The sequence below is a fragment of the Sphingomonas sp. PR090111-T3T-6A genome (genome assembly GCF_000383095.1).
Taxonomy (GTDB): Bacteria; Pseudomonadota; Alphaproteobacteria; order Sphingomonadales; family Sphingomonadaceae; genus Solisphingomonas.
The window spans coordinates 797,337-821,553 of the sequence record NZ_AORL01000021.1 but is presented as its reverse complement, the minus strand read 5'-3'; the positions used below and the strand labels follow the sequence as shown (position 1 = coordinate 821,553).

At 66.6% G+C, this 24,217-nt stretch carries 17 protein-coding genes; 9 read left to right on the top strand and 8 right to left on the bottom strand.

From position 1 onward, the window contains the following. Positions 1–2 precede the first annotated feature (2 nt). Positions 3–599, bottom strand: coding sequence for an ASCH domain-containing protein (locus ST3T6A_RS0113960; protein WP_019833558.1), 597 nt, complete (start codon positions 597–599; stop codon positions 3–5). A gap of 45 nt (positions 600–644) precedes the next feature. Next, positions 645–1,508, bottom strand: coding sequence for a LysR family transcriptional regulator (locus ST3T6A_RS0113955; RefSeq protein ID WP_019833557.1), 864 nt, complete (start codon positions 1,506–1,508; stop codon positions 645–647). Positions 1,509–1,587: 79 nt separating this feature from the next. Here ST3T6A_RS0113955 and ST3T6A_RS0113950 point away from each other — a divergent pair, with 79 nt between their 5' ends. Genes ST3T6A_RS0113950 through ST3T6A_RS0113940 form a run of 3 tightly spaced genes read left to right on the top strand, consistent with a single transcriptional unit; the run spans position 1,588 to position 4,752 of the window. After that, positions 1,588–3,045 (top strand): amidohydrolase family protein, encoded by a 1,458-nt coding sequence (locus ST3T6A_RS0113950; RefSeq protein ID WP_026359719.1) that lies wholly within the window; start codon positions 1,588–1,590, stop codon positions 3,043–3,045. Continuing rightward, the gene (locus tag ST3T6A_RS0113945; RefSeq protein WP_019833555.1) at positions 3,042–3,518 is read left to right on the top strand and encodes a nucleoside deaminase; all 477 of its coding nucleotides are present in this window, start codon (positions 3,042–3,044) and stop codon (positions 3,516–3,518) included. Before ST3T6A_RS0113950 ends, ST3T6A_RS0113945 begins: the two co-directional genes overlap by 4 nt. Next, positions 3,484–4,752, top strand: coding sequence for a cyanate transporter (locus ST3T6A_RS0113940; RefSeq protein ID WP_235785801.1), 1,269 nt, complete (start codon positions 3,484–3,486; stop codon positions 4,750–4,752). The genes ST3T6A_RS0113945 and ST3T6A_RS0113940 overlap by 35 nt, the downstream gene beginning before the upstream one ends. 37 nt (positions 4,753–4,789) lie before the next feature. On the opposite strand, the gene ST3T6A_RS0113935 is transcribed toward ST3T6A_RS0113940, so the two are convergent. Then, a complete protein-coding gene (locus tag ST3T6A_RS0113935) occupies positions 4,790–5,803 on the bottom strand; it encodes a LacI family DNA-binding transcriptional regulator (protein WP_019833553.1) in 1,014 nt (337 codons plus the stop codon). Positions 5,804–5,887: 84 nt separating this feature from the next. Between ST3T6A_RS0113935 and ST3T6A_RS0113930 the strand changes: the two genes are divergently transcribed. From ST3T6A_RS0113930 to ST3T6A_RS0113910, 5 genes are all read left to right on the top strand, one after another. Further along, entirely contained in the window at positions 5,888–7,423 is a 1,536-nt protein-coding gene (locus ST3T6A_RS0113930; RefSeq protein ID WP_019833552.1) for an MFS transporter, read from the top strand. A 410-nt stretch (positions 7,424–7,833) separates the two neighbouring features. Further along, complete coding sequence (locus tag ST3T6A_RS0113925) at positions 7,834–11,301, top strand: TonB-dependent receptor (RefSeq protein ID WP_019833551.1); 3,468 nt, start codon at positions 7,834–7,836, stop codon at positions 11,299–11,301. Between the two features lie 62 nt (positions 11,302–11,363). Continuing rightward, positions 11,364–12,899: a tryptophan halogenase family protein gene (locus ST3T6A_RS0113920; protein WP_019833550.1), complete on the top strand. Its 1,536-nt coding sequence runs from the start codon at positions 11,364–11,366 to the stop codon at positions 12,897–12,899. Then, the gene (locus ST3T6A_RS0113915) at positions 12,896–14,389 is read left to right on the top strand and encodes a tryptophan 7-halogenase (RefSeq protein WP_019833549.1); all 1,494 of its coding nucleotides are present in this window, start codon (positions 12,896–12,898) and stop codon (positions 14,387–14,389) included. Before ST3T6A_RS0113920 ends, ST3T6A_RS0113915 begins: the two co-directional genes overlap by 4 nt. Positions 14,390–14,408: 19 nt before the next feature. Further along, positions 14,409–16,928, top strand: coding sequence for a glycoside hydrolase family 31 protein (locus ST3T6A_RS0113910; protein WP_019833548.1), 2,520 nt, complete (start codon positions 14,409–14,411; stop codon positions 16,926–16,928). 39 nt (positions 16,929–16,967) lie between these two features. Here ST3T6A_RS0113910 and ST3T6A_RS0113905 read toward each other — a convergent pair whose 3' ends face one another. Genes ST3T6A_RS0113905 through ST3T6A_RS0113885 form a run of 5 tightly spaced genes read right to left on the bottom strand, consistent with a single transcriptional unit; the run spans position 16,968 to position 22,936 of the window. Further along, entirely contained in the window at positions 16,968–18,782 is a 1,815-nt protein-coding gene (locus ST3T6A_RS0113905; protein WP_019833547.1) for an ABC transporter ATP-binding protein, read from the bottom strand. Then, entirely contained in the window at positions 18,773–19,774 is a 1,002-nt protein-coding gene (locus ST3T6A_RS20230; RefSeq protein WP_019833546.1) for a glycosyltransferase family 2 protein, read from the bottom strand. The genes ST3T6A_RS0113905 and ST3T6A_RS20230 overlap by 10 nt, the downstream gene beginning before the upstream one ends. Further along, complete coding sequence (locus ST3T6A_RS0113895) at positions 19,771–20,850, bottom strand: glycosyltransferase family 2 protein (protein WP_019833545.1); 1,080 nt, start codon at positions 20,848–20,850, stop codon at positions 19,771–19,773. Before ST3T6A_RS0113895 ends, ST3T6A_RS20230 begins: the two co-directional genes overlap by 4 nt. Beyond that, positions 20,847–21,959, bottom strand: a complete 1,113-nt coding sequence (gene galE, locus ST3T6A_RS20225; RefSeq protein ID WP_019833544.1) for a UDP-glucose 4-epimerase GalE — start codon at positions 21,957–21,959, stop codon at positions 20,847–20,849. The genes ST3T6A_RS0113895 and galE overlap by 4 nt, the downstream gene beginning before the upstream one ends. Continuing rightward, the gene (locus ST3T6A_RS0113885; RefSeq protein WP_026359717.1) at positions 21,956–22,936 is read right to left on the bottom strand and encodes a UDP-glucuronic acid decarboxylase family protein; all 981 of its coding nucleotides are present in this window, start codon (positions 22,934–22,936) and stop codon (positions 21,956–21,958) included. The genes galE and ST3T6A_RS0113885 overlap by 4 nt, the downstream gene beginning before the upstream one ends. A gap of 267 nt (positions 22,937–23,203) precedes the next feature. Here ST3T6A_RS0113885 and ST3T6A_RS20220 point away from each other — a divergent pair, with 267 nt between their 5' ends. Beyond that, on the top strand, positions 23,204–24,157 hold the full coding sequence (locus ST3T6A_RS20220; protein ID WP_019833542.1) for a glycosyltransferase family 2 protein: 954 nt from the start codon (positions 23,204–23,206) through the stop codon (positions 24,155–24,157). Positions 24,158–24,217: the final 60 nt, after the last annotated feature.

Sequence of the window (24,217 nt, the reverse complement as noted above, 5' to 3'; positions counted from 1 at the left end):
GGTCAGCCCTGGGATTGGCCGGGATCGTCGCTCTGTCGCCGGAAGGTCAGAGCGACGATCTCGGGATTGTCTTCCCATCGTTCGCCAGCGGTGCCGTGGGTTTTCCGCCAGGACGAGTGGACCGCACCGATGGGCGAAAGATCGGGAAGCCCGGGTTCGCCCGGCCATAGCCAGAACGGGCCGCAGGAAAATGGAAAGGCGAGAGGCCCCTCCCGGACGGCTTCCGCCCTCGCGATATCGTGCAGACGGCGGATCTGCACGTCCTCGACGATCAATAGCGATCGGCAGGCCCATCGCGGCATATGGCTGGCCGGCGTCCATGTCGCGCGCCAGTAGAACTTGTCGGTCTGGACGTCATGGCTCTGCGCATCCCGGAAGCGCAGTTGTCCGTCCCTGAACAGAACATAGGCGGCTGCTGACGGGCGCGCCCAGTCTCCTTTGGTGCCGGTGGCCGGGGCGAAGCTCTCCCGCACCCACAGGCGGTCGCCCGGTCGGCAATCGGCCAAGGGCGAAGAGGCCAGCCGGCATGTCCGCGTCTTGCGGCCGGCGAGCAGCGCCCGGATCATCGGTGGGGAGAAGGTGATCGGCCGATCGGTCATGGGCCATGCGCGTATCGGCAGGGTGGCTTCCCCGGCAAGAGCTTCCTATTCGGGGCGGGCGTTTCTACTCGCCAGCAGCGCGGTCATGCTGGAGACGAGCTGACCGATCCGTCCGGTCGTTTCCCAGGCATAGAGCGAGACGGCCATCGACTGTTCCATGCCCAATCCGCCGCAGATGCGCACATTTCGCCCCAAGGTCGACAGGCAAGGCAGAAGCGATATGCCCATGCCGGCCTCGACGGCCACGAGCACGCTCGACAGGCTGCTGCCCGTGAACCCGATATACCAGCGCCGCTGCTCCCGCTCGATGCGCGCGAACATCTCGTCGCGGTAGAGCCCGCCGGGAGGAAACGCCACGAGCGGCACCGGGTCCGCCCAGTCGCGCGCAGCGGACGCGCTTTCGAACCATGCCATCGGCTCCGCAAAGGACGCGCGGCAATCGGTGCTGGCCTTGTGCTCCTTGACGACGATCACGTCGAACTCGCCATTGCGATAGCGCCGCGCGAGTTCCCGGCTGAGCCCTGTCGTCACGTCCAGCCGGACTTCCCGATGCCATTCGGAGAAGCCCGCGAACACGCCGGCCATCTCCGGGGTCAGGATATCCTCCGCGACGCCGATGCGCACCGCCTGGGTGCCGGCGGGATCGGCGAGCAGATTGGCGGCCTCGGCCTGAAGCGCGAGGATGCGCCTCGCATGGCCGAGCAACCGTTCGCCGGCGGGCGTCGGGCCGACAGGCCTCGCGCTGCGGTCGATCAGCCCATGACCGACCGCATCCTCAAGCCGCGCCAGTTGTTGGCTAATCGTTGATTGCGTCATGTTCAGCTCCGCCGCCGCGCCGGTGAAGCTGCCATGTCCGGCAATGGCGACGAAGGCCCGAAGAAGGCGAGGGTCCAGCAGGGCATCATTCATGGGATGCATGTTCCCTATCATAACATCTAATTTGCGCATAACCCTGCGACGCCGATACACTCGCGCCGATCAGAAAAGGATGGCGCGTGTGAAGATTGCTCGAATTGCATTGGCGGCGGCCGTCTCGTTCCTGCCCTTTCAGGCGATGGCGCGGGACCGGGCGGATGTCCTGATCCGCCACGCGACCGTGATCGACGTGGAGCACGCCCGCACCATTCCCGATCAGGCGGTCGCGACGAGGGGCGATCGCATCGTGGCGGTCGGGCGGGACGCGGACGTCACCAAGGCGTGGAGCGCCGCCCGGCAGGTCGAGGGCAAGGGACGCTTCCTGATCCCCGGCCTGTGGGACATGCACGTCCATTTCGGCGGCGGCCCGGCGCTCATCGATGAGAACAAGGCGCTGCTGCCCCTCTACGTCGCCTATGGCATCACCACCATTCGCGACTGCTCCGGCGATCTTCCCTATGATGTGCTGAACTGGCGCGGCGAGATCGCCAGCGGCAAGCTGTTCGGCCCGACCCTGCTCAGCTCCGGCCCCAAGATCGAGGGGATCAAGCCGGTCTGGAAGGGCACGCTGGAAACCGGCTCGGAGGCGGATGTCGATGCGGCAGTCGCGAAGCTGGTCGCGCTCAAGGTCGATTTCGTCAAGATCACCGACAGCACGCTGAAGCCGGACCTGTTCCTCTATGCGGTGCGCAAATCGCGAGAGGCGGGGCTGCGCGCATCCGGCCACATCCCGATGGCGGATACCGTGGGGCAGGCGGTCGATGCCGGGATCAGCTCGATCGAGCATCTGGGCTATGCGTACAAGGCGGGCGTGAAGGACGAAGCGCGGATCGCCGCGGATTTCGGCGCCGGCCGCCTCACCCGTGCCGAAGCGCAGGCTCAGCTTGACGCCGGGTTCGATCCCGAAACCGCGATAGCCTCCTATCGCAATCTGCGCGAGCACAACGTGTTCGTGACGCCGACGCTCAATATCGAGCGGACGCTCGCTTATCTCGACAGCGACGATCACACGCATGACCCCTTCCTGGCCTATATCGGACCGGGACTGCGCAAGACCTACCAGTGGCGGATCGACCGGGCCGCCAAGGCGACGCCGGAACAGATCGCGGCGCGGCACCGCGAATATGAGCAGACCGCCGCCGTTCTGCCGATGCTGGAAAAGGCGGGCGTGACGATCATGGCCGGCACCGATGCGGGCTTCCTGAACTCGTTCGACTATCCTGCTCTCGGTCTCCATCAGGAGCTGGCGCTCTATGTGAAGACCGGCCTGACCCCGGCCGAAGCGCTCGCCGCCGCGACGCGTGCGGGGCCGGCATGGTTCGGCAAGCTGGATCGCTACGGCTCGGTCGAGACCGGCAAGCAGGCCGATCTCGTACTGCTGGACCGCAATCCGCTGGAGGACATCAGCGCGACGCAGTCGGTCAACACGGTGATCCTGCGCGGTGCGGTCGAGGATCGGGCGACGCTGGACCGGCTGCTGGCGGATGCGCGGGAGAAGGTCGCGAAGTGGAATGCGGAAGCGGCGAAGTGAGCCAACCCGACGACCAGACCTTCCTCCGCGCCGCGATCCATCTGGCGCGCGAGAATGCCGAGCGCGGCGGGCGGCCGTTCGGCGCGGTGGTGGTGAAGGGCGGCGCGATCGTGGCGACCGGCGTCAACGAGATCCTCGCCATCGGCGATCCCACCGCCCATGCCGAAATGGGCGCGATCCGTGCGGCGAGCCGGAAGCTCGGTTCGCCCGATCTGTCCGGCTGCCGCATCTATGCCAGCGGCCATCCTTGCCCGATGTGCATGGCGGCGATGCGGATGGCGGGCATCGAGGCGGTCGCCTATGCCTATTCCAACGAGGCGGCGGCGCCGTTCGGCCTCTCGACCGCCGCGATCTATGCCGAGCTGGCCCGGCCGTTCGCCGAACAGTCGATGGACATCCGTCATGTGCGGGTGGACGGTGCTGCCGAGCCCGACCTCTATGCCGATTGGCAGCGTCGACAGCAGCAGGCCTGAACTGATGGGGCAGGATGATCGCGCGGCGCCCCGATCGGTGGCGCTGCTGGGGCTGGTGGTGCTGGTCGGCCTCAATCTCCGCCCCTTCCTGACCGCGACGGGGCCGCTCGCCGCCGGCATTCGGGCGGGCACTGGCATGACCTTGCAGGGGATGGCGCTGCTGACCCTTGTGCCCATGGGCCTGATGGGCGTGCTCGCCTTTGCCGGCCCATGGGTTCAGGCGACGTTCGGCGCGCGACGGGCCATGATCCTTGCGCTCGCGACGATGGCAGCGGCGTCGTTCGCGCGGTTCTTCGCGGGCAGTGCGGAGCAGCTCGTCATGACGGCGGCGGGGCTGGGGATCGGGGTTGCGATCGTGCAGGCGGTGTTCCCCACCATTCTGAAGCGTCATTTCCCGGGGCATCTCACGGTGGTGATGGGCCTCTATTCCGCGATGCTGATGGGTGGCGGCGCGCTTGGCGCACGGCTGTCTCCGCTCGTCGCGGAGGCGGCCGGGGGCTGGCATGTCGGACTGGGCTGGCTGGCGGGACCGGCCGCGGCGACGGTGGTCGCGGCGGCGTTGATCCTGCCCCGTGGCGAAGGGCGGGCGCCAGTGGCTTCAATACGCTCCGCCACCCTACTCGGGCGTCCGCGCACCTGGCTGCTGATGGCGTGCTTCGGGCTGGTCAACGGCGGCTACTCGTCGATCATCGCCTGGCTCGCGCCTTTCTATCAGGAGCGCGGCTGGAGCGCGTCCGCGAGTGGAGGCCTGCTGGCCGCGATGGCGTTGAGCCAGGGGATTGCCGCCTTGCTGTTCCCCATGCTCGCGCGACGTGGCCGCGATCGGAGAGGGTGGCTCTGGCTGACGCTCGCCCTGCAGGCGACCGGGTTCGCCGGGCTGGCGGCGGCCCCTGATCTCGCCCCGGCCTTGTGGGCCGCGAGCGTGGGGGCGGGGCTTGGCGCGAGCTTCGCGCTGACGATGGTGGTGGCGCTGGATCATCTCGACGATCCGGCGGCGGCCGGCGCGCTGGCCGCTCAGATGCAGGGCGGAGGGTTCCTGCTCGCCGCGCTCGCGCCATGGGTCGTCGCGCTGCTCCACGATCGGACGGGGAGCTTCGCCGCCGGTTGGGTGCTGCACATCATCAGCATTGCCGTCGTCGCGGGTCTCACGGCACGACTGGCGCCATGCTCATATGCCAGCGCGCTGGCGTCCGGCCCCGAAGCAAGACAAATGCCCTGTCGGGCTCGGCTTTGAGGCGGCGCCGTTAAAATTATAATCGAACAGCCGCAGGCTATGCGCCACAGGACTCGCGCACGATCAGATCGGTGGCCAGCCGTTCGGGCTCATGGTCGATATGGTCCGACAGGATGCGGGAGACGAGCATCCGGCCCGCGCTCGCCGTGTCCTGGCGTATCGTGGTCAGGGCGGGGGTCGAGAGGCGGCTGAGCAGCATATCGTCATAACCCACGACCGAGACGTCGCGCGGAACCGAAAGGCCGGCCCGGCGCAGGGCGTTGATGGCACCAAGCGCGATCAGGTCGCTCGACGCGACGATCCCGTCGAAATGCACTCGCCGCCTCAGCAGGCGGCCGACAGCGGCTTCCGCCGATTCCAGCTCGAAGTCGACCGGCACGATCAGCCGGGGATCGGCGTCCAGCCCGCTTTCCCTGAGCGCCTCGGTATAGCCTTCGCGGCGCTGCACGGCTTCCAGATCCGATCCGCCGATGAACAGGATCGCCTTGCGCCCCAGCCGCGCCAGATGGAGCGTCGCCCGCCGCCCGCCCAGCTCGTTGTCGGAGCCGATCGAGCAATAGCGCTGTCCCCGCATCTGCGCGCCCCAGACGACGAAGCGCGCGTTCGTCTCGGCCAGCCGGTTGAGGGCCTCGTGCAACACGCTCTGGCCGAGGAAGATGACGCCGCTCGCCCGGCTGGTCGTGGTGGCGTGGAGCAGGTCTTCATAGCTTGTCGGCGAGATATGGCTGACCGTGAAATCGCAGCCGCGCGCACGCGCCGCCTCGCCGATGCTGGCGAGCAGCTCCAGGAAGAAGGGATGCGACAGCGGCAGGGGGCCGCTGCGCACATGCGGCGTCACGATCGCGATCGAGCCCTCGGCCCCGATCGGGCTCGCCGGCATGGTCATGCGGAAGGGATAGTTATGCTCGCGCGCCAGCGCCCAGATGCGCTGCTTGGTGCGCGCGCTGATGAGAGGCTGGTCATTGAGCGCGCGCGAAACGGTGGATACCGAAACGCCTGCGAGCTTGGCCAGATCTTCGAGCGTCGTATTGCTGTTGCTACCGTTACCCATTGCGCTCAGGTTGGCTGTGGCCCGCGGGCCAAGTTAAGACATCGGAACTCCGCCATTGCAAGCGAGCGGACCGGGGGAGGGGGAATGCTGGCGATCGACGACGGCACACGGCCGCCGCTGAGCCGGGCGCGCATCTGGAACATGTGCTGCGGCCTGTTCGGCGTGCAGGTCGTCTGGGGTCTCCAGAACGTCAACACCAGCCGCATCTTCCAGACTCTGGGCGCCAGCGTCGACGGGCTCGCCATCCTGTGGATCGCGGCGCCCGTGACGGGGCTCGTCGTGCAGCCGCTGATCGGCCATCTGAGCGATCGCACCTGGGGGCCGCTGGGGCGGCGGAGGCCCTATCTGCTGGGCGGCGCGCTGCTCACCGCGCTGGCGCTGCTCGCCATGCCCAACGCCTCGACGATCTGGATGGCGAGCCTGATGCTGTGGCTGCTCACCGGATCGATCAACGTCGCGGCCGAGCCGTTCCGCGCGCTCGTCGCCGACAGCCTGCCGGAGGCGCAGCAGACCACCGGTTTCGCCATCCAGACCTTCTTCATCGGGCTGGGCGCCGTGCTGGCTTCGGCGCTGCCCTGGATGCTGGCGCATTGGGGCGTGTCCGGCGTGGGGCCGAGGCATGTGCTGCCGCCGACGGTGCGGATCGCCTTCTATGTCGGCGCGGCTTTCCTGCTGGTGGCGGTGACGTGGAGCATCTTCACGACCTCCGAACGGCCGCCCGAGGCGATCGAGGCAGAGAAGCATCGCGCGGACGTGCCCGCCGCGCCGACCCGCGAAGGCGAGACCAAGCTGATCCGCAGCGGTTTGATGTGGATCGTGGCCGGCGTGGCGGTGGGCGGTTTCGCGTTCGCGGAGGCATTGCGGCGCGGCATCTACATCGTCGCAGCGCTGGCGGTGATGTTCGGCATGGCGCAGTTGATGGCCGTGCTCATCCGGAGACGGGGCGGAGCTTCCGTCAGCGTGCTCGAGATCGTCGAGGACATCCTCCACATGCCGCTCGTGCTGAAGCGGCTGGCGGTGGTGCAGTTCTTCACCTGGTTCGGGCTGTTCGCGATGTGGGTCTATACGGTGCCCGCCATTGCTGCGCAGCATTATGGCAGCGCCGACCCCGGTTCCGTGGCTTATAACCAATGTGCCGATTGGGTGGGCGTGCTGTTCGCCGGCTATAATGGCGTGGCGGCGGTCGTGGCCCTGGCGCTGCCGCCGCTCGCGGCGCGGATGGGGCGGCGCGCCGTCCATGCGGTCGCCTTGCTGCTCGGCGCGCTGGGGCTGCTCGGCTTCGTGCTGATCGACGATCCGATATGGCTCTGGCTGCCCACGATCGGCATCGGTTGTGCCTGGGCATCGATCCTTTCGACCGCCTATGCGATGCTGTCGAGCGCGCTGCCGCCGCGCAAGGTCGGCGTCTATATGGGCATCCACAATATCTTCCTGGTGCTGCCGCAGCTCGTCGCGGCGACCTTGCTGGATGCGATGGTGGCCCGGCTCTTCTGGGGGCATGCCATCTACGCGCTGGCGCTCGCCGCCGGCTCGCTGGCGCTGGCCGCCGCCTTCACGCTGACGGTGCCCGATCGGACATCTCGGCGCTGCCCCCCGGACGGTTTCCCGCATCATCACTGATGGTTGCCTGCGCACGGCCGTTTCTCGTTATGCAAAAATTTGCATTCATCTGCGCTTTGATCGCGAATCCGTCAACATAATATCGATCGAATGAGAGCCGGTATATGTGCTTCTCATATTGGATTATAATATAATATTCTGATATAGAACGATATTATTACAATGTGACACCCTCTTGCAATCTCCCGCAAAATTGCGCAAAAATGTGCAACGAAACGAGGGGTGGCGAACGGCCCGTCAGTGGTCGTCGCCTCGGGAGGGATGTGGTGAAGGGGGCTGCGGCGCATATAGGCGCCGCGCACTTTTCGGATGCCCGGCTCTCCACCGCCGCCTGTTTGGCGCGGCCCGATCACGCGTATCGGCTTCATAACATCGGCCTCGCGGGACGAGGCGAACTGAGGGGAGAGATAATGGGGGATCGTCATCCGAGCCGCAGCATAGCCTTGCGCGGTGGCGCGTCGCTGGCGGTGCTCGCCGCGCTGGGCTTCGCGGTGGCCGCACGGGCGCAGGAGGCGCCGGCGGCCGGCACGAACTCTTCCGCACCGATCCGGCTCGCGTCGGCAAGCGGCGCGCCGTTGCAGGCGACGCAGGCCGTGGCCCCCGATGCCGGCGACGACAAGACCGGCGGCGATGCGACGAAGGAGATCGTCGTCATCGGCGTGCGCGGCGCGCTCAATACCGCGCTCGGCATCAAGAAGAATGCCGATACCTTCGTGGACTCGATCACCGCGACCGACATCGGCGCCTTCCCGGACAAGTCGGTGTCCGAGGCGCTCCAGCGCGTGCCGGGCATCACCGTCAACCGCCTCCAGTCGAACGACGACAGCACCCACCCGTCGGGCGAGCCGACCGGCGTGCTCATTCGCGGGCTCACGCAGGTCCGCACCGAGTTCAACGGGCGCGACAGCTTCTCCGCCGACGCCTCGCGCGGGCTCAACTTCAACGACGTCTCGCCCGAGCTGATGGCCGGCGTCGACGCTTACAAGAACCAGACCGCAGAGATGATCGAGGGCGGCATCGCCGGCACGGTCAACCTGCGCACGCGACTGCCGTTCGACACAGACGGACAGGTGATCTCGGTCAATGGCAAGGCCGATTATGGCGACCGTTCGAAGAAGTGGACGGGCGAGGCGTCGGGCATCTATTCCAACGTCTTCCATACGCCGATCGGCAAGTTCGGCATCCTCGGCGACTATGCCTATTCGCATGTGGTCACGCGCACGGAGAGCGTGATCATGGATCGTATCGACACCTATTGCTCCGCCGGGGACATCGATGCGGACGGTCATGCGATCGTCAACAACGGCACGGTGCCCTGCACCGCCAATCCGTTCGGCGGCAGCGGCTGGGCCTATGTGCCGGACGGCATCCGCTATTCCCAGGTCGATTACGACCGTACGCGACGCGGGCTCTCGGTCGCCGGGCAATATGAGAACAACGCCGGCAATCTGCGCGCGACGGTGCAGTACACGAACTCCAAATATCACAACGCCTGGCTGGAGCGCGCCAGCCACGTCATCTTCGACGGTAACGCCTACGGCACCTCGTCCTTCAACCCGCGCACGGCGAGCATCCTGCAACCGGCGCCGGGCACCGCGCCCTTCACCTTCGATTCCAACGGCAACATCGTCTCGGGCACCCTGACGCACCCGACCGGCGACTGGCGCGGCGGCAGCACCGCCGACTATATCGACGACGGTTCGGCCGTGCCGGGCCTGCCCTTCGTCAACTATTGCGGCGCGGGCTCATCCTGCGCGACGCAGCAGGAGGGGCTGTATTTCCAGAACGAGGCGCGCAACTTCAACCACCGCGAGGGCACGCGTGACCTGTCCGGCAACATCAAGTGGGATGCGACCGATCGCCTGCACTTCAATTTCGACGTGCAGCATATCGATGCCTCGGTGCACAATAACGACATCCTCGTCGCCGTCGGCTCGATGGCGAACATGCAATATGCCGTGAACAAGGATGGCACGCCCGAGGTGACGCTGCTGCCGGGCTCCAACGTCAACTATGCGGACGGCGGCCTCGCCAACCCGCACAATTACTGGATGCCCTTCATCCAGGGGCACCGCGAGGACGACAATGCCAAGGAGCTCGCGCTGCGTTTCGACACGCAATATGATTTCGACAATGCCGGCGGCTGGCTGGACTCGCTGAAGGTCGGCGTGCGCTATGCGGACCGCAAGCAGACGGTGCGCTATTCCACCTTCAACTGGACGTCGATCGCCGCCCCGTGGAACTGCAACGGGCCGGGCTTCAACATCGACAACACCTCGCCCGCGCCCTATCCGGCGGCCTGCGGCCATAGCGGCGACTTCCAAGGCTATGGCGCGAACATCTGGGAGTCTACCAGCCTCGGCAACGGCTTCTTCGGCAACGGCACCTATCCCAACGGCGATCTCGTCTATCTGAACCGCGCGACGCTCAGGGACTATGACGCGCTTGTCGGCGCGCTGAGCGGCGCCAACACCAATTCGCCGATCTCGCCCGGCTATGTGCCGATCTGCGATCGCGCCAATGCGACGGTGGGCTGCTACACGCCGTCCGAGATCATGCACATCCGCGAGCAGACGCTGGCGGGCTATGCGATGCTGAAGTTCGGCGGCAATTCGACGACGATCTTCGACGGCATCACGGTGCAGGGCAATGTCGGCGTCCGCGCCGTCAGGACCTGGGACAAGAGTGACGGTAGCGTCAGCTTCCCCGACGTCACCACGCTGACGCTCGCACCCTGCGACGCGCCGCTGAGCGGCACCAGCATCGTCAACCCATCCTGCTACCTGACCGATAGCATCCGCGCCTTCGCCAATGGCGGCGGTTCGCCGAATAATTTCAAGGCGAACCACATGAACTGGCTGCCGAGCTTCAACGTGCGTTTCGGGCTCGACAACAAGAATTACGTCCGCTTCGCCTATTCGCGCGCGATGTCGAGGCCGGATATCGGCCTGTTGCGCAACTATGTGATGATCAACCAGCCGCTGATCGATCCGACGGCGACCTCGCCCTATATCGTCTACACCGATCCCAATGCGCCGCACACGGCGGCCAATGTGAAGGGCTACAACTTCGTCTTCCAGGCGGAATCCGGTTATGGCGGGCTGAAGCCGATCACCGCCGACCAGATCGACATCTCGTTCGAGCGCTACATGGCGCACGGCTCGGCCTTCACGATCGACGGCTTCTTCAAGAAGCTCAACGGCAGCATCGCCTATGGCGAGTTCGCTCGGGACTTCACCAACAACGGCTCGACCCAGACGGTCATCATGCGCGGCCCCCGCAACGAGAAGGGCGGCGGGAAGCTGATGGGCTTCGAGGCCAACTACCAGACCTTCTTCGATTTCCTGCCCGGCCTGCTCTCCGGCCTCGGCATGCAGGCGAACTACACCTATGTGCACCAGTCCGGCATCCACAACTCGAACCTGGTGACGGAAGGCGCGCTGACCGATGGCGGCACCGGCGCTTTCGGTGCGGGCGTGACGGTCAATGGGCCGACCTCGACGATCGACTCCCATCGCCTGGCCGGCATCTCGACCCATTCGTTTAACGTCGTCGGCCTGTACGAGAAGGGGCCGATCGGCTTCCGTCTCGCCTACAACTGGCGCTCGCGGTATCTCACCGACAATCTCGATTGCTGCATCGGCCTTCCGGTGTTTCAGAAGGCGGCGGGCTTCCTCGATGGATCGCTGCGCTTCTCGCCCTGGAAGTTCCTGGAGCTGTCGGTCGAGGGCACCAACCTGCTCGGTACGACGACCGTCTATCAGCAGGAGATCTTCGGCGACTCCCCTGCGACGCCGGGCGCCAAGCCGGTGTATCGGGATGCCAACTGGAGCCGCGTCGACCGGCGCGTCCAGTTCGGCGCCCGCGTGAAGTTCTGATGGCAGGGAGCCGTCTGGCCTCGGCTGCGACGGCGCCATCCACCTCGAGCGGAGACAGGCGGATGCAGGCAGGGCAGCCCCTCCGGGTGGTCATCGTCGGCGGCGGGACGGCGGGCTGGATGACGGCGGCCGGCCTCTCCCGCCTGCTCGATCCGCGCGACTATGCCATCACGCTCGTCGAGTCCGACGAGATCGGTACGGTCGGCGTCGGCGAGGCGACGCTGCCGCATATCAAGACCTTCAACGACATGCTCGGCTTCGACGAGGCCGAGTTCATGCGCGAGACGCAGGCGACGATCAAACTCGGCGTCGAGTTCATCGGCTGGACGCGCGACGGGGATCGCTACATCCATCCCTTCGGCACGTTCGGCGAGCGCTGGGCGGGCGTCGATTTCCAGCATCACTGGGCACGGGCGAAGCTGGCGGGACGCAAGGTCGCTCCGCTACAGGCCTATAGCTACGCGGTGGCCCTGGCGCGCGCCGATGCATTCGAGCGTCCTTCCGAAGACACGGCGTCGATCCGCTCGACCTACGCCTATGCCTATCATTTCGATGCCTCGCTCTATGCGGACTATATCCGGCGCTGGTCGATGCGGCGCGGGGTGCGGCGGGTTGAGGGGCTGGTGCTCGACGTCGAGCAGGATGGCGGCACCGGCCATGTCCGCGCGCTGAGGCTCAAGTCGGGCGCGGTGATCGAGGGCGATCTGTTCGTCGATTGCAGCGGTTTCCGCTCGCTGCTCGTGGGGCAGGCGATGGGAGTCGGCTGGCAGGACTGGAGCGGATGGCTCCCCTGCGACCGCGCGTTCGCGGTGCCGTGCGACCGGGTGGGACGGCTCACTCCCTATACGCGTGCCACGGCGCGGGATGCGGGGTGGATGTGGCGCATCCCGCTCCAGCATCGGGTGGGCAACGGTTATGTCTTCTCCAGCCGCTTCTGCGACGAGAGCCGCGCGCGGGAGACGCTGCTCGGCCATCTGGAGGGTTCGCCGCTCGCGGAGCCCCGGCTGCTGCGCTTTCAGGCGGGGCGGCGCGAGCGGATGTGGGAGGGCAATTGCGTCGCCATCGGGCTCGCCGGCGGTTTCCTCGAGCCGCTGGAGTCGACCAGTATCTTCCTGATCCAGGCGGCGGTGATGGACCTCGCCAACTTGATGCCGGCGCCGGGTCGCCCGGTCGATGCGCGTCTGGCAGCCGAGTTCAACCGGCTCTCCTCGCTGCAATATGATCGGGTGCGCGACTTTCTCCTGCTCCACTACATCGCCAATGGACGCGAGGGGCAGCCGCTCTGGGACCATATGCGGGCCATGACGCTGCCCGACACGCTGGCCCACAAGATCGCGCTGTTCGAGGAGAGCGCCGCTGCGCCGGGCTATCTCTATGGGCTGTTCTCGCGGGATAGCTGGCTTTCGGTGCTGGTCGGGCAGGGGATCGAGCCCGGAGGCTATAGCCGCCTCGCGGACCGCCTGCCGCTGGACGAGGTGGAGCAGCGCCTCGCGGACCTTCGCGGGCGGATCGAGGCGGGGCTCGGCATGATGCCCTCGCACGAGGATTTCATCGCTCGCCATTGCGGTGCCGGTCCGGCGGTGAGGATGACGGCATGAGCGCGATCGATCGTGTCGTCGTCGCGGGGCGCGACGCACCGCTCTGGCTGGCCGCTGCGACGATCCGGCAGGCGCTGGCGCCGGCGGGCGTCGCGGTCTGCGCGGTCGAGCTGCCGGGCAGGGCGGGCGCGGCGGATTGCCATGCGACCCAGCCGGCGCTGGAGGCGTTGCACAGCCGGCTCGGGATCGACGAGGCGACATTGCTGCGACTGACCAGCGGGGCCTTTTCGCTCGGCCAGAATGTCGTTGACACGACGGGCGCGATGCCCCCGTTCATGATCCCCTTCGGTTCCTTCGGCACGAGGATCGATGGACAGGATTTCTTCGCTTACTGGTTGAAGGCCCGCAGTCTCGGCCTCAACGTGGCGCTGGAGCATTTCTCGCTGACCGCCGCCGCCGCGCGACAGGGGCGTATCCTGTTCCCCGACGACAGCACCGAGGCCTATGGCCGCAGCGATTATGGCTATCATCTGCCGGCAATCCCCTATGCCCGCTGCCTGAAGGCGCTCGCCGTGCATCTCGGCGTCGAGGCGCTGGAAGCCCGCTCGGTTGCAGCGGAACGGGGGAAGGAAGGCATCGCCGCACTGCTCCTCGACGATGGACGGCGGGTGGAAGGGCTGCTTTTCATCGATGCCGGCAGCGGGCTGTCTGGAGGTCGCCCGCGAGAAAGCTGGCGAGAGAGCTTCCCTGTGGATCGCCTGCTGACCGCCACAGCGCCGCGTTTCTCCTCGGTGCCTGCTTATGCCGAAATCAGATTAGGAGAGAGCGGATGGACGCTGCTCCATCCTGCCGCCGGCCGCACGCATCTGCTCCATGCATGGTCGAGCGCGCATCACGGTGACGAGGCGGCGGTGCGGGATGCCGGGGCACTTGGCGGCCTGTCGCTCGAGGGGATCGACATCCGCGCCGTCGATCCGGGTTGTCTGGCCGAACCATGGGAGGGCAATTGCATCGCCGTCGGCGAAGCGGCGCGCGTGGCCGATCCCATCCATGATATCGGGCTGCATGTCGTCCAGCTCGGGCTGGTGCATCTACTGGCCTGCTTCCCGGCTTCGACAGGCTTCGCGGCGCTGCGGGCCGAATATAATCGCGTGATGCGTTCGGCGCTCGGCCGCGTGCGGGATTTCCAGTCGGCGTTCTATATCGCCAGCCAACTGTCCTCGCCGTTCTGGGCGGAAGCGCGGGGGGCGCGGCGTTCGCCGGAATTGGATCACCTCATCGCCACCTTCCTCGCGCGGGGAGAGATCGCGCCATTCGAGGACGAGAGCTTCGCGCCGGATAGCTGGCGGGCTCTGCTGATCGGGCAGGGGGTGTCGCCGGTCAGTTGGCTTCCGCCTATCGACCGCACGGCGCCGGAAGCGATCAAGGCGCAATTCCGCGCCATGCTCGGTTTCGTGCGCGATCAGGTGCTGCGTCAGCCGACGCATGACGCGCTGCTCGACCGGATTGCCCGTGACGGCCCCCATCGCACGGCCACGGCGCACCAGTGAGTTTCCAGGGAGATTTTGCGTGAAGAAGGGCGTTTCCGGCCTCGCGGTCGCATGGTGGTGTCTGGCGCTTGGCGCATCGGCAGCGATTGCGCGGCCGGCGCCGCCGCCGGCCGTCACGGCAGGGGCGCTGGTGGCGATCCCCGGCGGCGTCGAGGCCCGGCGCGGCGCCGCGACGATGCGTGTGACCGCGCTCACTGACAGCATCCTGCGCGTTCGCACCGCGCCGGACGGACATCTGCCGGAGGATGCAAGCTGGGCCGTCGATGCCGCGATCCGTGCGAAGCGCGTCGCGGTGACGGCGACGCCCGACGGCTTCGCGACCACGGCGCTCAGGGTGCATATCGATCCGGCGACGGGCAGGCTCACCGTCACCGATCCGGAGGGGCGTGTCATCTCTCGGGATGCCGCCCGGCCGATGACGGTGGACGGGCAGGGCTTCACGCTCTCCAAGCACCTGCCGCAGAGCGAGCATATCTTCGGCCTCGGCGACAAGACCGGCGGCACGCTCGACCGGCGCGGCATGAGCTATGTCGACTGGAACACCGACGCCTATGGCTTCAACAGCTCGACCGATCCGATCTACAAGTCGATCCCCTTCTTCATCGGGGTCGGCGGGGAGGGCGGCAGCTACGGCATCCTGTTCGACAACACATGGCGCGTCTGGTTCGACTTCGGCCATCGCGATGCCGATCTGATCCGCTTCGGCGCGCCGGGCGGGCCGATAGACTATTATGTCATCGCCGGCCCCACCACGGCGGAGGTGGTCCGCCGCTACACCGACCTGACCGGCAGGGCGCCGCTCGCCCCGCTCTGGTCGCTCGGCTACCAGCAGTCCCGCTACAGCTACATGGACGAGGCCGAGCTGAAGCAGGTGGCGGCCCGCCTGCGCAGCGATCGCATTCCCACCGACGTCCTTTGGCTCGACATCGATTTTCAGGATCGCAACCGGCCCTTCACCATCAACACCAAGGCCTTTCCCGACTTCGCCGGCATGACGCAGGGCCTGCGGAAGGATGGCTTCCGTCTCGTCACCATCGCCGACCTGCATGTCGCGGCTGCGCCCGGAGAGGGATATGCGCCCTATGATCAGGGCATGGCCGGGCATCATTTCGTGCGCGATGCGAAGGGCCAGGTCTATGTCGGCGAGGTGTGGCCGGGGCCCTCGGTCTTCCCGGACTTCACCGATGCCGCCACGCGCAAATGGTATGGCACGCTGTTCCGGCCGCTGCTCGATGCGGGCGTCGCCGGCATCTGGAACGACATGAACGAGCCCTCGGTGTTCAAGACGCCGACCGCCACCATGCCGGTCGACAATATCCACCGTGTCGCCAGCGACGATTTCGCCCCGCGCGAAGCCAGCCATGCCGAGATCCACAATGTCTACGGCATGGAGAATACGCGGGCGACCTTCGAGGGCCTGTCGACGCTCCGCCCCGACGAGCGCCCCTTCGTGATGACCCGCGCGAGCTATGCCGGCGGCCAGCGCTATTCGGCGACCTGGACGGGTGACAACAGCGCGACCTGGGATCATCTGAAGCTCGCTGTCCATCAGGTCATCAATCTCGGCCTGTCGGGCTTCTCCTACAGCGCCAACGACGTCGGCGGTTTCACGGGCGGCCCCAGCGCGGACCTGTTGACCCGCTGGTTCGAGATCAGCGCCTTCATGCCGCTGTTCCGCGATCATGCGGCCAAGGACACGCCCCGTGCGGAACCCTGGGTCGACGGGCCGGAACATCTCGCCATCCGCCGCCGCTTCATCGAGGAGCGGTATCGGCTGCTCCCCTATCTCTACGCGCTGGCCGACGAGAACGCCCGCACCGGCGACCCGATCATGCGGCCGGTCTTCTACGATTATCCGGATGCGATCCACGCGACTTGCGATCAGTCGATGAGCTTCACGCTCGGTCGAGATATTCTGGTCGCCCCGCCGCCCAAGCCGGAATCGCCGCAGTCTTACGACGTCTGTCTGCCCGCCGGGGGATGGTACGACTATTGGACCGGTCGGCCGGTCACGTCAGGGAAAGCCGGGCAGGCTGCCGGACCGGTGCAAGCGGCCGCGCAGACCCTGACGGAGGGGAGCGCCGGCGGCTCTACTGTCCCGGAGACGCCGAAGCTGGATACGCTTCCCGTCTTCGTGCGGGCAGGTGCGATCATCCCGCGTCAGCCGCTCGTCCAGAGCACGTCCGAAACCCCGCAAGGGCCGCTTTCGATCGACGTCTATCCGGGCCAGAACTGCGAGGGCGACCTCTACCTCGATGACGGGCATAGCCTGGCCTATCGGAACGGAGCCTATTTCCGGCGGAAGATCCGCTGCACCCTGAGCGCCGCGGGGATCGCCTTATCCTTCGACCGGCCGACGGGGCATTTCGCGCCCTGGTGGCATCGCATCAGCCTTACCGTGCATGGCTGGAAGGGCTCTGCCGGTGCGACGGTGAATGGCAAGCGGCTCGACCCGAGCTTCGATGCGGCGGCTCAAACAGCCCATCTTCTCGTCGACGACAGCCCGGATGCCTTGAAGATAGAACTCAGGCACCAGTGATCGGAGGGGCGAAGCCTCCGTCGTTTGCGACAGAATGATTTAGCGCCCCACCATCGTCGGGACGCGGTCCTTCCTGTTCGCGAAAACGACAGCGGGCGTGCCCTCCGCCACGACCCGGCCCTGATCCAGGCAGACAACATGATCGACGTCGTGCAGCGTCTCGGTGCGATGGGTGATGAGCAGCCGCGTGCGGCCCGCGAAACGCCGGTCGATCGCGTGCCGGATGCTGTCTTCGAGGCTCTTGTCGAGCGCGCTCATTGCCTCGTCTAGGATCAGGATGCCGGGATCGCGCAGAATGGCGCGGGCCAGCCCGAGCCTTTGCCGCTGGCCGCCGGAGAAGCGCATGCCCTGCTGCCCGATCCAGGTGGAATAGCCATCGGGCAACCGGCTGATGGTCTCGGCGATGCCGGCGACATGCAGGGCCGCGCGGACATCCTCGTCGCTCGATGTCTGGTTGGCCATGCGGATATTGTCGATCACCGTTCCTTCAATCAGGTCGACGTCCTGACCGGCGATCGCGAGCAGATCGAGCCACTCGTTCCGCCGGATGTCCTCCAGCGGTACGCCATCGACCAGAATCCGGCCCTCCGTCGGCCGATAGAGCCGGAGCAGCAGGTTCACGATCGTCGTCTTGCCCGCGCCGCTCGCGCCCACCAGCGCGGTCGTCTTGCCCGCCGGGATGTCGAACGACACGTCTGTCAGCGCTGCTCCCCGTGCACTGTCATAGACGAGGCTTATCCGTTCGAAGCGGATGCTCGATTCCAGCGAGCGGATCGGGCGATGGCCGGGCGACGGGTAATCCTTGTCGCCGGTTGCAAGCATGGCTCGCACGGAATCGAGCTGAGGCTCGATCTGCGCAAGGCCGAGCAGATTGCCCTCCAGTTCGCGCAGATGCGGTTGCAGCCGGTAGAGCAGGGCGATCGCCGCCAGCGTGACGGGGAGGCCGGTATGCCAGATGCCGGCCATCCCGATGATGATGCACAGCACCGTGATGGACCCGAGTTCGGTCAGCGGGTGGAGCTGCGCCATCAGGCGATAGAGCGCGAGCGCCGTTTGCCGGGCGTCGGCTGACGCATGCTCGAAGCGCTGTTGATGCAAGGTCTCCTGACCATAAGCGCGGATCGTCCGCATCCCCTGCAATGTCATGAGCATATGCTCGCCCAGCAGCTGGTGGACATATTTGACATGCCGCCCGAGCTGGTGCGCCGTCCGGGACAGGCGCCGCAGCCCCAGCGAGACGAGCAGCGACCCGACCGCCGCGGTCAGCGTGATCTGCCACGAGAGGCTGAGCAGTGCCGCCGCGAAGACGAGGATCGAGCAGATGTTGACCACGATCCGCGTCAGGCTGCTGTGGGCGCCGGAGATCAGCCATGTCTCCGTCCCCAGCACCTGCATCAGATAGGCCTGCTCATGCTTCTGGATGAAGGGATAGGCGACGCTCAGATACTGGTGGTGGACGCGATTGCGGACATCCTCGCTGATCTGCTCGCTGATCCGCGCGCTCAGCATGCCATGAAGGAAGGAGAGGCCCGCCCGCGCCACGATCAGCAGCAGGATCACCGCTGCCATCTCGATCGAGCTGCTGAACCAGCCGGTGGTGTGGCGCAGCACGCCGCCCAGCATCCCGTTAGAGGAAACCGCCTGCCCAAGCTGCCCCGTCGCCGAATAGAAGAAGAGCACGACCAGCGTGATCCCCAGCGTCTCGGCGAGCGAGGAAATGAGCCCGAGCAGGATCAGCACTGGCGTCGCCCAGCGCGGGATCGGCGAGGCGGCGACCAGCCGCCACAGCGCCAGCAGGGTGCCGAGCCGGTCTCCGCGCTGCTGGTCGGTCGGCGGAGGAGCGCTCAGGCCCATTGGCGCGGCTCCTCGACCGGGAAGGAGGCGACCGGCGGTTTGACGGGTCGGCGCAGCCGCCCAAGCGAGGCCTGCACACGCCAGCGCACTGCGTTGACGCACCAGCCCGGCAGATCGAGCCAGAAGGCGACCAGCGCGATCCCCTTGTCCCGGCCGGCAAGGAGCGAGAGCACCTCGCGGAAATAATCGAGCCGCCCCGTCCTCAGCGCCTTGAACAGCAGCCAGGCGCCATAATGGCGCAGGCCCGTCGCGAGCGTGGCGTGACGGTCGGCATGGCGCGTCTCCATCTCGTCCATCACCAGCATCCAGGAGCGCAGCATCCGCGGCAGGTTGCTCGACATATTGTCCGGCAAAGTGCGGTAGCCGATCAGATAATCGGGGATCACCGCGAAATGGTGCCGCTCGGCGGCGCGGCAGTAGAAGAGCAGATCCTCGCAGCCCTGCGCGTCCGCCGCCCTGAGGCTGCTCTCGAAACCCTGCGTGTCGATCAGCACCTGCCGGCGGACCAGCACGGCGCTGCCGTTGCCGATGAAGTTGCCGCAGAAGATGTCGTCCAGCACATCGCCCTCGAAGAGCGGCTTGCCGCCCGGCTGGAGCACGCGGCTCTCGCCATCGATGAGCTGATACCAGGCATAGACGAGGCCGACCCGCTTGCCCCCTCCGAGCAGGGCATGAAGCTGGCGCTCGATCTTGGTCGGCGCCCAGAGGTCGTCGGCGTCGACGAAGGCGATGAGATCGGCGTGGGCGCTCTTCCATCCGAAATTGCGCGCGGCGGCAACGCCGGCATTGGCCTGCGACAGCACGCGGATGCGCGGGTCCATCGCGGCGTGGCGGCGGGCAATGTCGAGCGTGTCGTCCTTCGATCCGTCGTCGACGACAATGATCTCCAGATAGGCGTGCGTCTGCGCGCGGACGCTGCGCAGCGTCTCGTCGATCGTCGCCGAGGCGTTGTAGGCGGGGATGACCACGCTCACCAGTTCGGTGGACCTCATCGCGCGCCCTCCGCGAGCGGGTGGCGGTGGCGATGATAGAAGCGCAGCCCCGCGACATAGCCCGCCACCTCGCGACCGAGGAACCGATCCTCGATCCGCCGGCGGCCGAGGAGCCGAAGAGTCAGCCGGCGTGCGTACCAGACCGGCATCCAGCGCAGCGCGCGGGCGCGGTTGGCGGCGATGCCGGTGCGCTCATATTGCACCATCAGCGCCGCGGTGTGGCCGCGCATATAGGCATAGATCTGCCCCGCCAGCCCCTCGATCGTCCGGCGGTGGAAGTGGAAGGCGATCGAATCCGGCGCGTAGCGGCAGCTATGTCCGCGCGCGAGCAGCCGATACCAATATTCGGAATCGCCCGAGCAGCCCGCCTGGCCGACATCGAGCCGCTCGTCGAACAGGCCGGCCTCGTCGAACACGGCGCGGCGGAAGGCCATGCTCGCGCCCGCGCCGATATCCCAGGCGGGGAACACCGCGCTGCCGCGATTGACGAAATGGGCAGGGGCGAAATCGCGCCGCACATAGCCCTGGCCGAAGCCCCAATAGGTCTCGAAATGGCGCTGCGCCTCGGTGGCAAGCTCGGCGGGGAGGACGAGCCCCGTCACGGCCGAGATCGCCGGATCGTCGAAGGCCGCGACCAGCCGCTCCAGCCAGCGCGGATGGAGGAGCACATCGTCGTCGGTATAGGCAACGATCTCGGAGGTGGCGGCGCGCGCGCCCGTGTTGCGCGCGAAATCGAGCCCCGGCCGATCCTCACGCACATAGGTGACGCCGGCGGCCAGCGCGACCTCGCGCGTCCGCCCGTCGCGCGAGGCGTTGTCGACGACGATCACCTCACGCGGCCGGAGGCTCTGTCGGGGCAGGGAGGCGAGGCAGCGGGCGAGTTCGTCAGGCCTGTCGCGCGTGCAGATCACCACGCTGGCGGCATGGCTCGAAAGTGCGGATTGATGCACCTCCTCCTCCTCGTCGATCCGCGCGAGGAAGGCCGTGTCGATATGATCCACCGCCGCACGCGTCACCCGGCCCAGATGGGTGAGCACATGGCCGATCGGGCGGTTTCCTCGCCAGAAAATGGTCATGCCGTCGGGGCGCCCGTCGACTGAGCAATCGGATATATGCGCGACCGGCACATGGAAGATGCCTTCGCCAGAGGGTGCGTCCATCGTGCTTCCCTGTCATCGGCCGGCGACGGCTGCGCGCGCCACCATCGCCCCGGGGCGGAGCGGTCGTGCCAGCGAAGGGCCGTGGCGATGATGAAATCGATATCGGACTGAAGGGGCCGCCAGCCCAGTTCGCGCTCAGCCTTGGCGAAGGAGGCGACCAGCACCGCCGGATCACCCTCGCGGCGCGGCCCGTGGCGGACGGCCGGAGCCTGCCCCGCCACCCGCTCGACCGCCGAGAGCAGTTCGAGCACGCTGGTGCCGATGCCCGTGCCGAGATTGAACTGAAGCGTGCCGCCCTGGCTCAGCAGCATCTCGCCGGCAAGCAAATGCGCCCGCGCCAGATCGGCGACATGGACATAATCGCGGATCGCGCTGCCGTCCGGGGTCGGGAAATCGGTGCCGAGCACGGTGAAGGGACGGTCGGGCCGACGCGCCGCCTCGATCGCCAGCGGGATGGCATGGGTTTCCGGCTCGTGCCGCTCGCCGATCTCGCCCTCCGGATCGCAGCCGGCCGCGTTGAAATAGCGCAGTGCCACCGACGCCAGCCCATAGGCCCGGCCATAATCCTCGAGCATCCGCTCGATGATGAATTTGGACCAGCCATAGGCGTTGATCGGCGACTGGCCGTGGCTCTCGTCGATCGGCAGGGATTGTGGGATGCCGTAGCTCGCGCAGGTACTGGAGAAGAGCAGGCGCCCGCACCCCTCCGCCCGCATCGCCTCCAGCAGCGCGAGCGTGCCGGCCGTGTTGTTCCCATAATAGAGCGCCGGGTCGGCGACGGACTCGCCCACATAAGCAAAAGCCGCGAAATGGGCGACGAGATCGGGCCGATGGGCGGAGAGTGCCGCGCGCACCGCGGCCTCATCGCGAATGTCCGCCTCGATAAGCGGCCCCCAGCGGACCGCCTCCCGCCAGCCACGCGCAAGATTGTCGAGCACGACGACGCGCCAGCCAGCTTCCGCGAACGCCTTGCAGCAATGGGAGCCGACATAACCCGCGCCGCCGGTGACGAGGACGGTCTTCATTCGGCGGCGATCCGCGTCTCGATAGCCTCGGCGCGGATCATCTCCTCGAAATAGGCGATCGTCTTCGTGAGGCCCTCGCGCAGTTGCACGGTCGGCTCCCAGCCCAGCGTCGCGCGGGCATGGGCAATCGCGGGCTGGCGCTGCCGGGGATCGTCCTCGGGCAACGGCATGAAACGGATTTCGGAGCGGGAGCCTGTGAGCTCGATCACCTGCTCGGCCAACTCCAGCATGGTAAATTCCGCCGGATTGCCGAGGTTCATCGGCCCCGTAATCTCATCCGGCGACGCCATCAGCCGGATCAGCCCATCGATCAGATCATCCACATAGCAGAAGGAGCGCGTCTGCTGCCCGTTGCCGTAGATGGTGATGGGCTGGCCCGTAAGCGCCTGGACGATGAAGTTGGAAATGACGCGCCCGTCATAGGCCGCCATGCGCGGCCCATAGGTATTGAAGATCCGCGCAACCTTGATCGACAGGTCGCACTGGCGCCGATAGTCGAAGAACAGCGTCTCGGCGCAGCGCTTGCCCTCGTCATAGCAGGCGCGCGGGCCGATCGGGTTCACGCGGCCCCAATAATCCTCGGTCTGCGGGTGGACATGGGGATCGCCATAGACTTCCGAGGTGGAGGCCTGGAGGATTCGCGCACGGGTACGCTTGGCCAGCCCCAGCATATTGATCGCACCATGCACGCTCGTCTTCGTGGTCTGTACGGGATTGTATTGATAATGAACCGGGCTCGCCGGGCAGGCGAGATTGTAGATCTCGTCGATTTCCACATAGAGCGGGAAAGTAACGTCGTGACGGACAACCTCGAACTGAGGATTGTCTATCATCGTCATCAGGTTATCACGGGTTCCCGTGTAAAAATTGTCCACGCAGATGACGTGGTTTCCCTGCTCCAGCAGCCGCTGACACAGGTGGGAGCCGAGGAAGCCCGCTCCCCCTGTCACGAGCACCCTTCGCCGACGTTCGAACATTGATCCTCCCGCGCAACAACCCCCGCCAGCGATCCGGAATGCCCCGGAATACAGGCGCGGGCACAGTTATCCGCCCGTCCGAAACCGCAAAGCGGTGACGGCCGGCGAAGCGCCATCTCCCGACAGGGAATTGGCCAGCCCTATACTCGCTGGCAGCGGCTCGCGTTCCGCCGCAACTTTCGGATTAACCACATATCAAAACGGTTAGTCGAGAATCGCCGTAATCTGCTTCCCACGACACGACGATGACTTTAGCTCCGGTGAACGATGCTTGAACGACCGGCCGATCCCGACCTGGTTTCCGTTATCGTGCCGGCCTATAATGCGGCGCGGACGATCGATGCCACGCTGGCAACCGCGCTGGGCCAGACTTACCGGCATCTGGAAGTGATCGTCGTTGACGACGAGTCTGAGGACGCCACGGGTTCGGTGGTGAAGCGTCATGCCGCCGTCGATCCCCGGCTGCGCTATGTCTTCCAGCCGAACGGCGGAGTGGCCGCCGCCCGCAACAGAGGGATCGCCGAGGCGCGAGGCGCCTTCATCGCGACGCTGGATGCGGACGACCTCTGGTATCCGAGCAAGATCGAGCGGCAGGTCGAGCGTTTCCGGGCAGCCGGACCCGGCACGGCGCTGGTGTACGCATGGTGCTATTGGCTCGCGCCCGAAGGAGCGCTTCTGGGCTACGCGCCACCGCTGCGCCACGAGGGCTGGGCCTTTCCGCAGATGTGCCTGGGCAATCTGGTGGTGAGCGCCAGCAATGCGCTCCTCCGCCGGGAGGCCGTGCTGGCCGTTGGCGGCTTCGACGAGGCGTTGCGCAAGGCCGAAGGGCAGGGGTGCGAGGACTGGAAGCTGTACCTCCAGATCGCCGAACGGCACGAGATTGCCGCCGTGCCCGAGTATCTCGTCGGCTACCGGCTTCGTCCGGGCGCGATGTCCGACGATTTCGTTCAGATGATGCGATCGCGCCGGCTTGTCGAAAGTCAGTTCCTGCCAAGGCATCCCGGCCTCGCGCCGCAATTCGCGATGGGTCGTGCGATCCTGGCTCGTTCGCTAGCGATGCGCGCCTTCCAGCGCCGGGAATATGGCATGGCCATGCAACTTCTCGCCGGTTATCCGGACCCGTCGCCTCGGGTGGCCTGGAAATCGGCCGGCTGGCTGTTGCTGGGAGCGGGACGGCGCCTGCGGCGGAGCCTGCAGGCTGATATGGCGAGGCGGGGCTAGCTGCTGTCAGATCATCGGTCGATCGGGCTTCTGCCTACGAAGGCCCGGATCGGCTGTTTG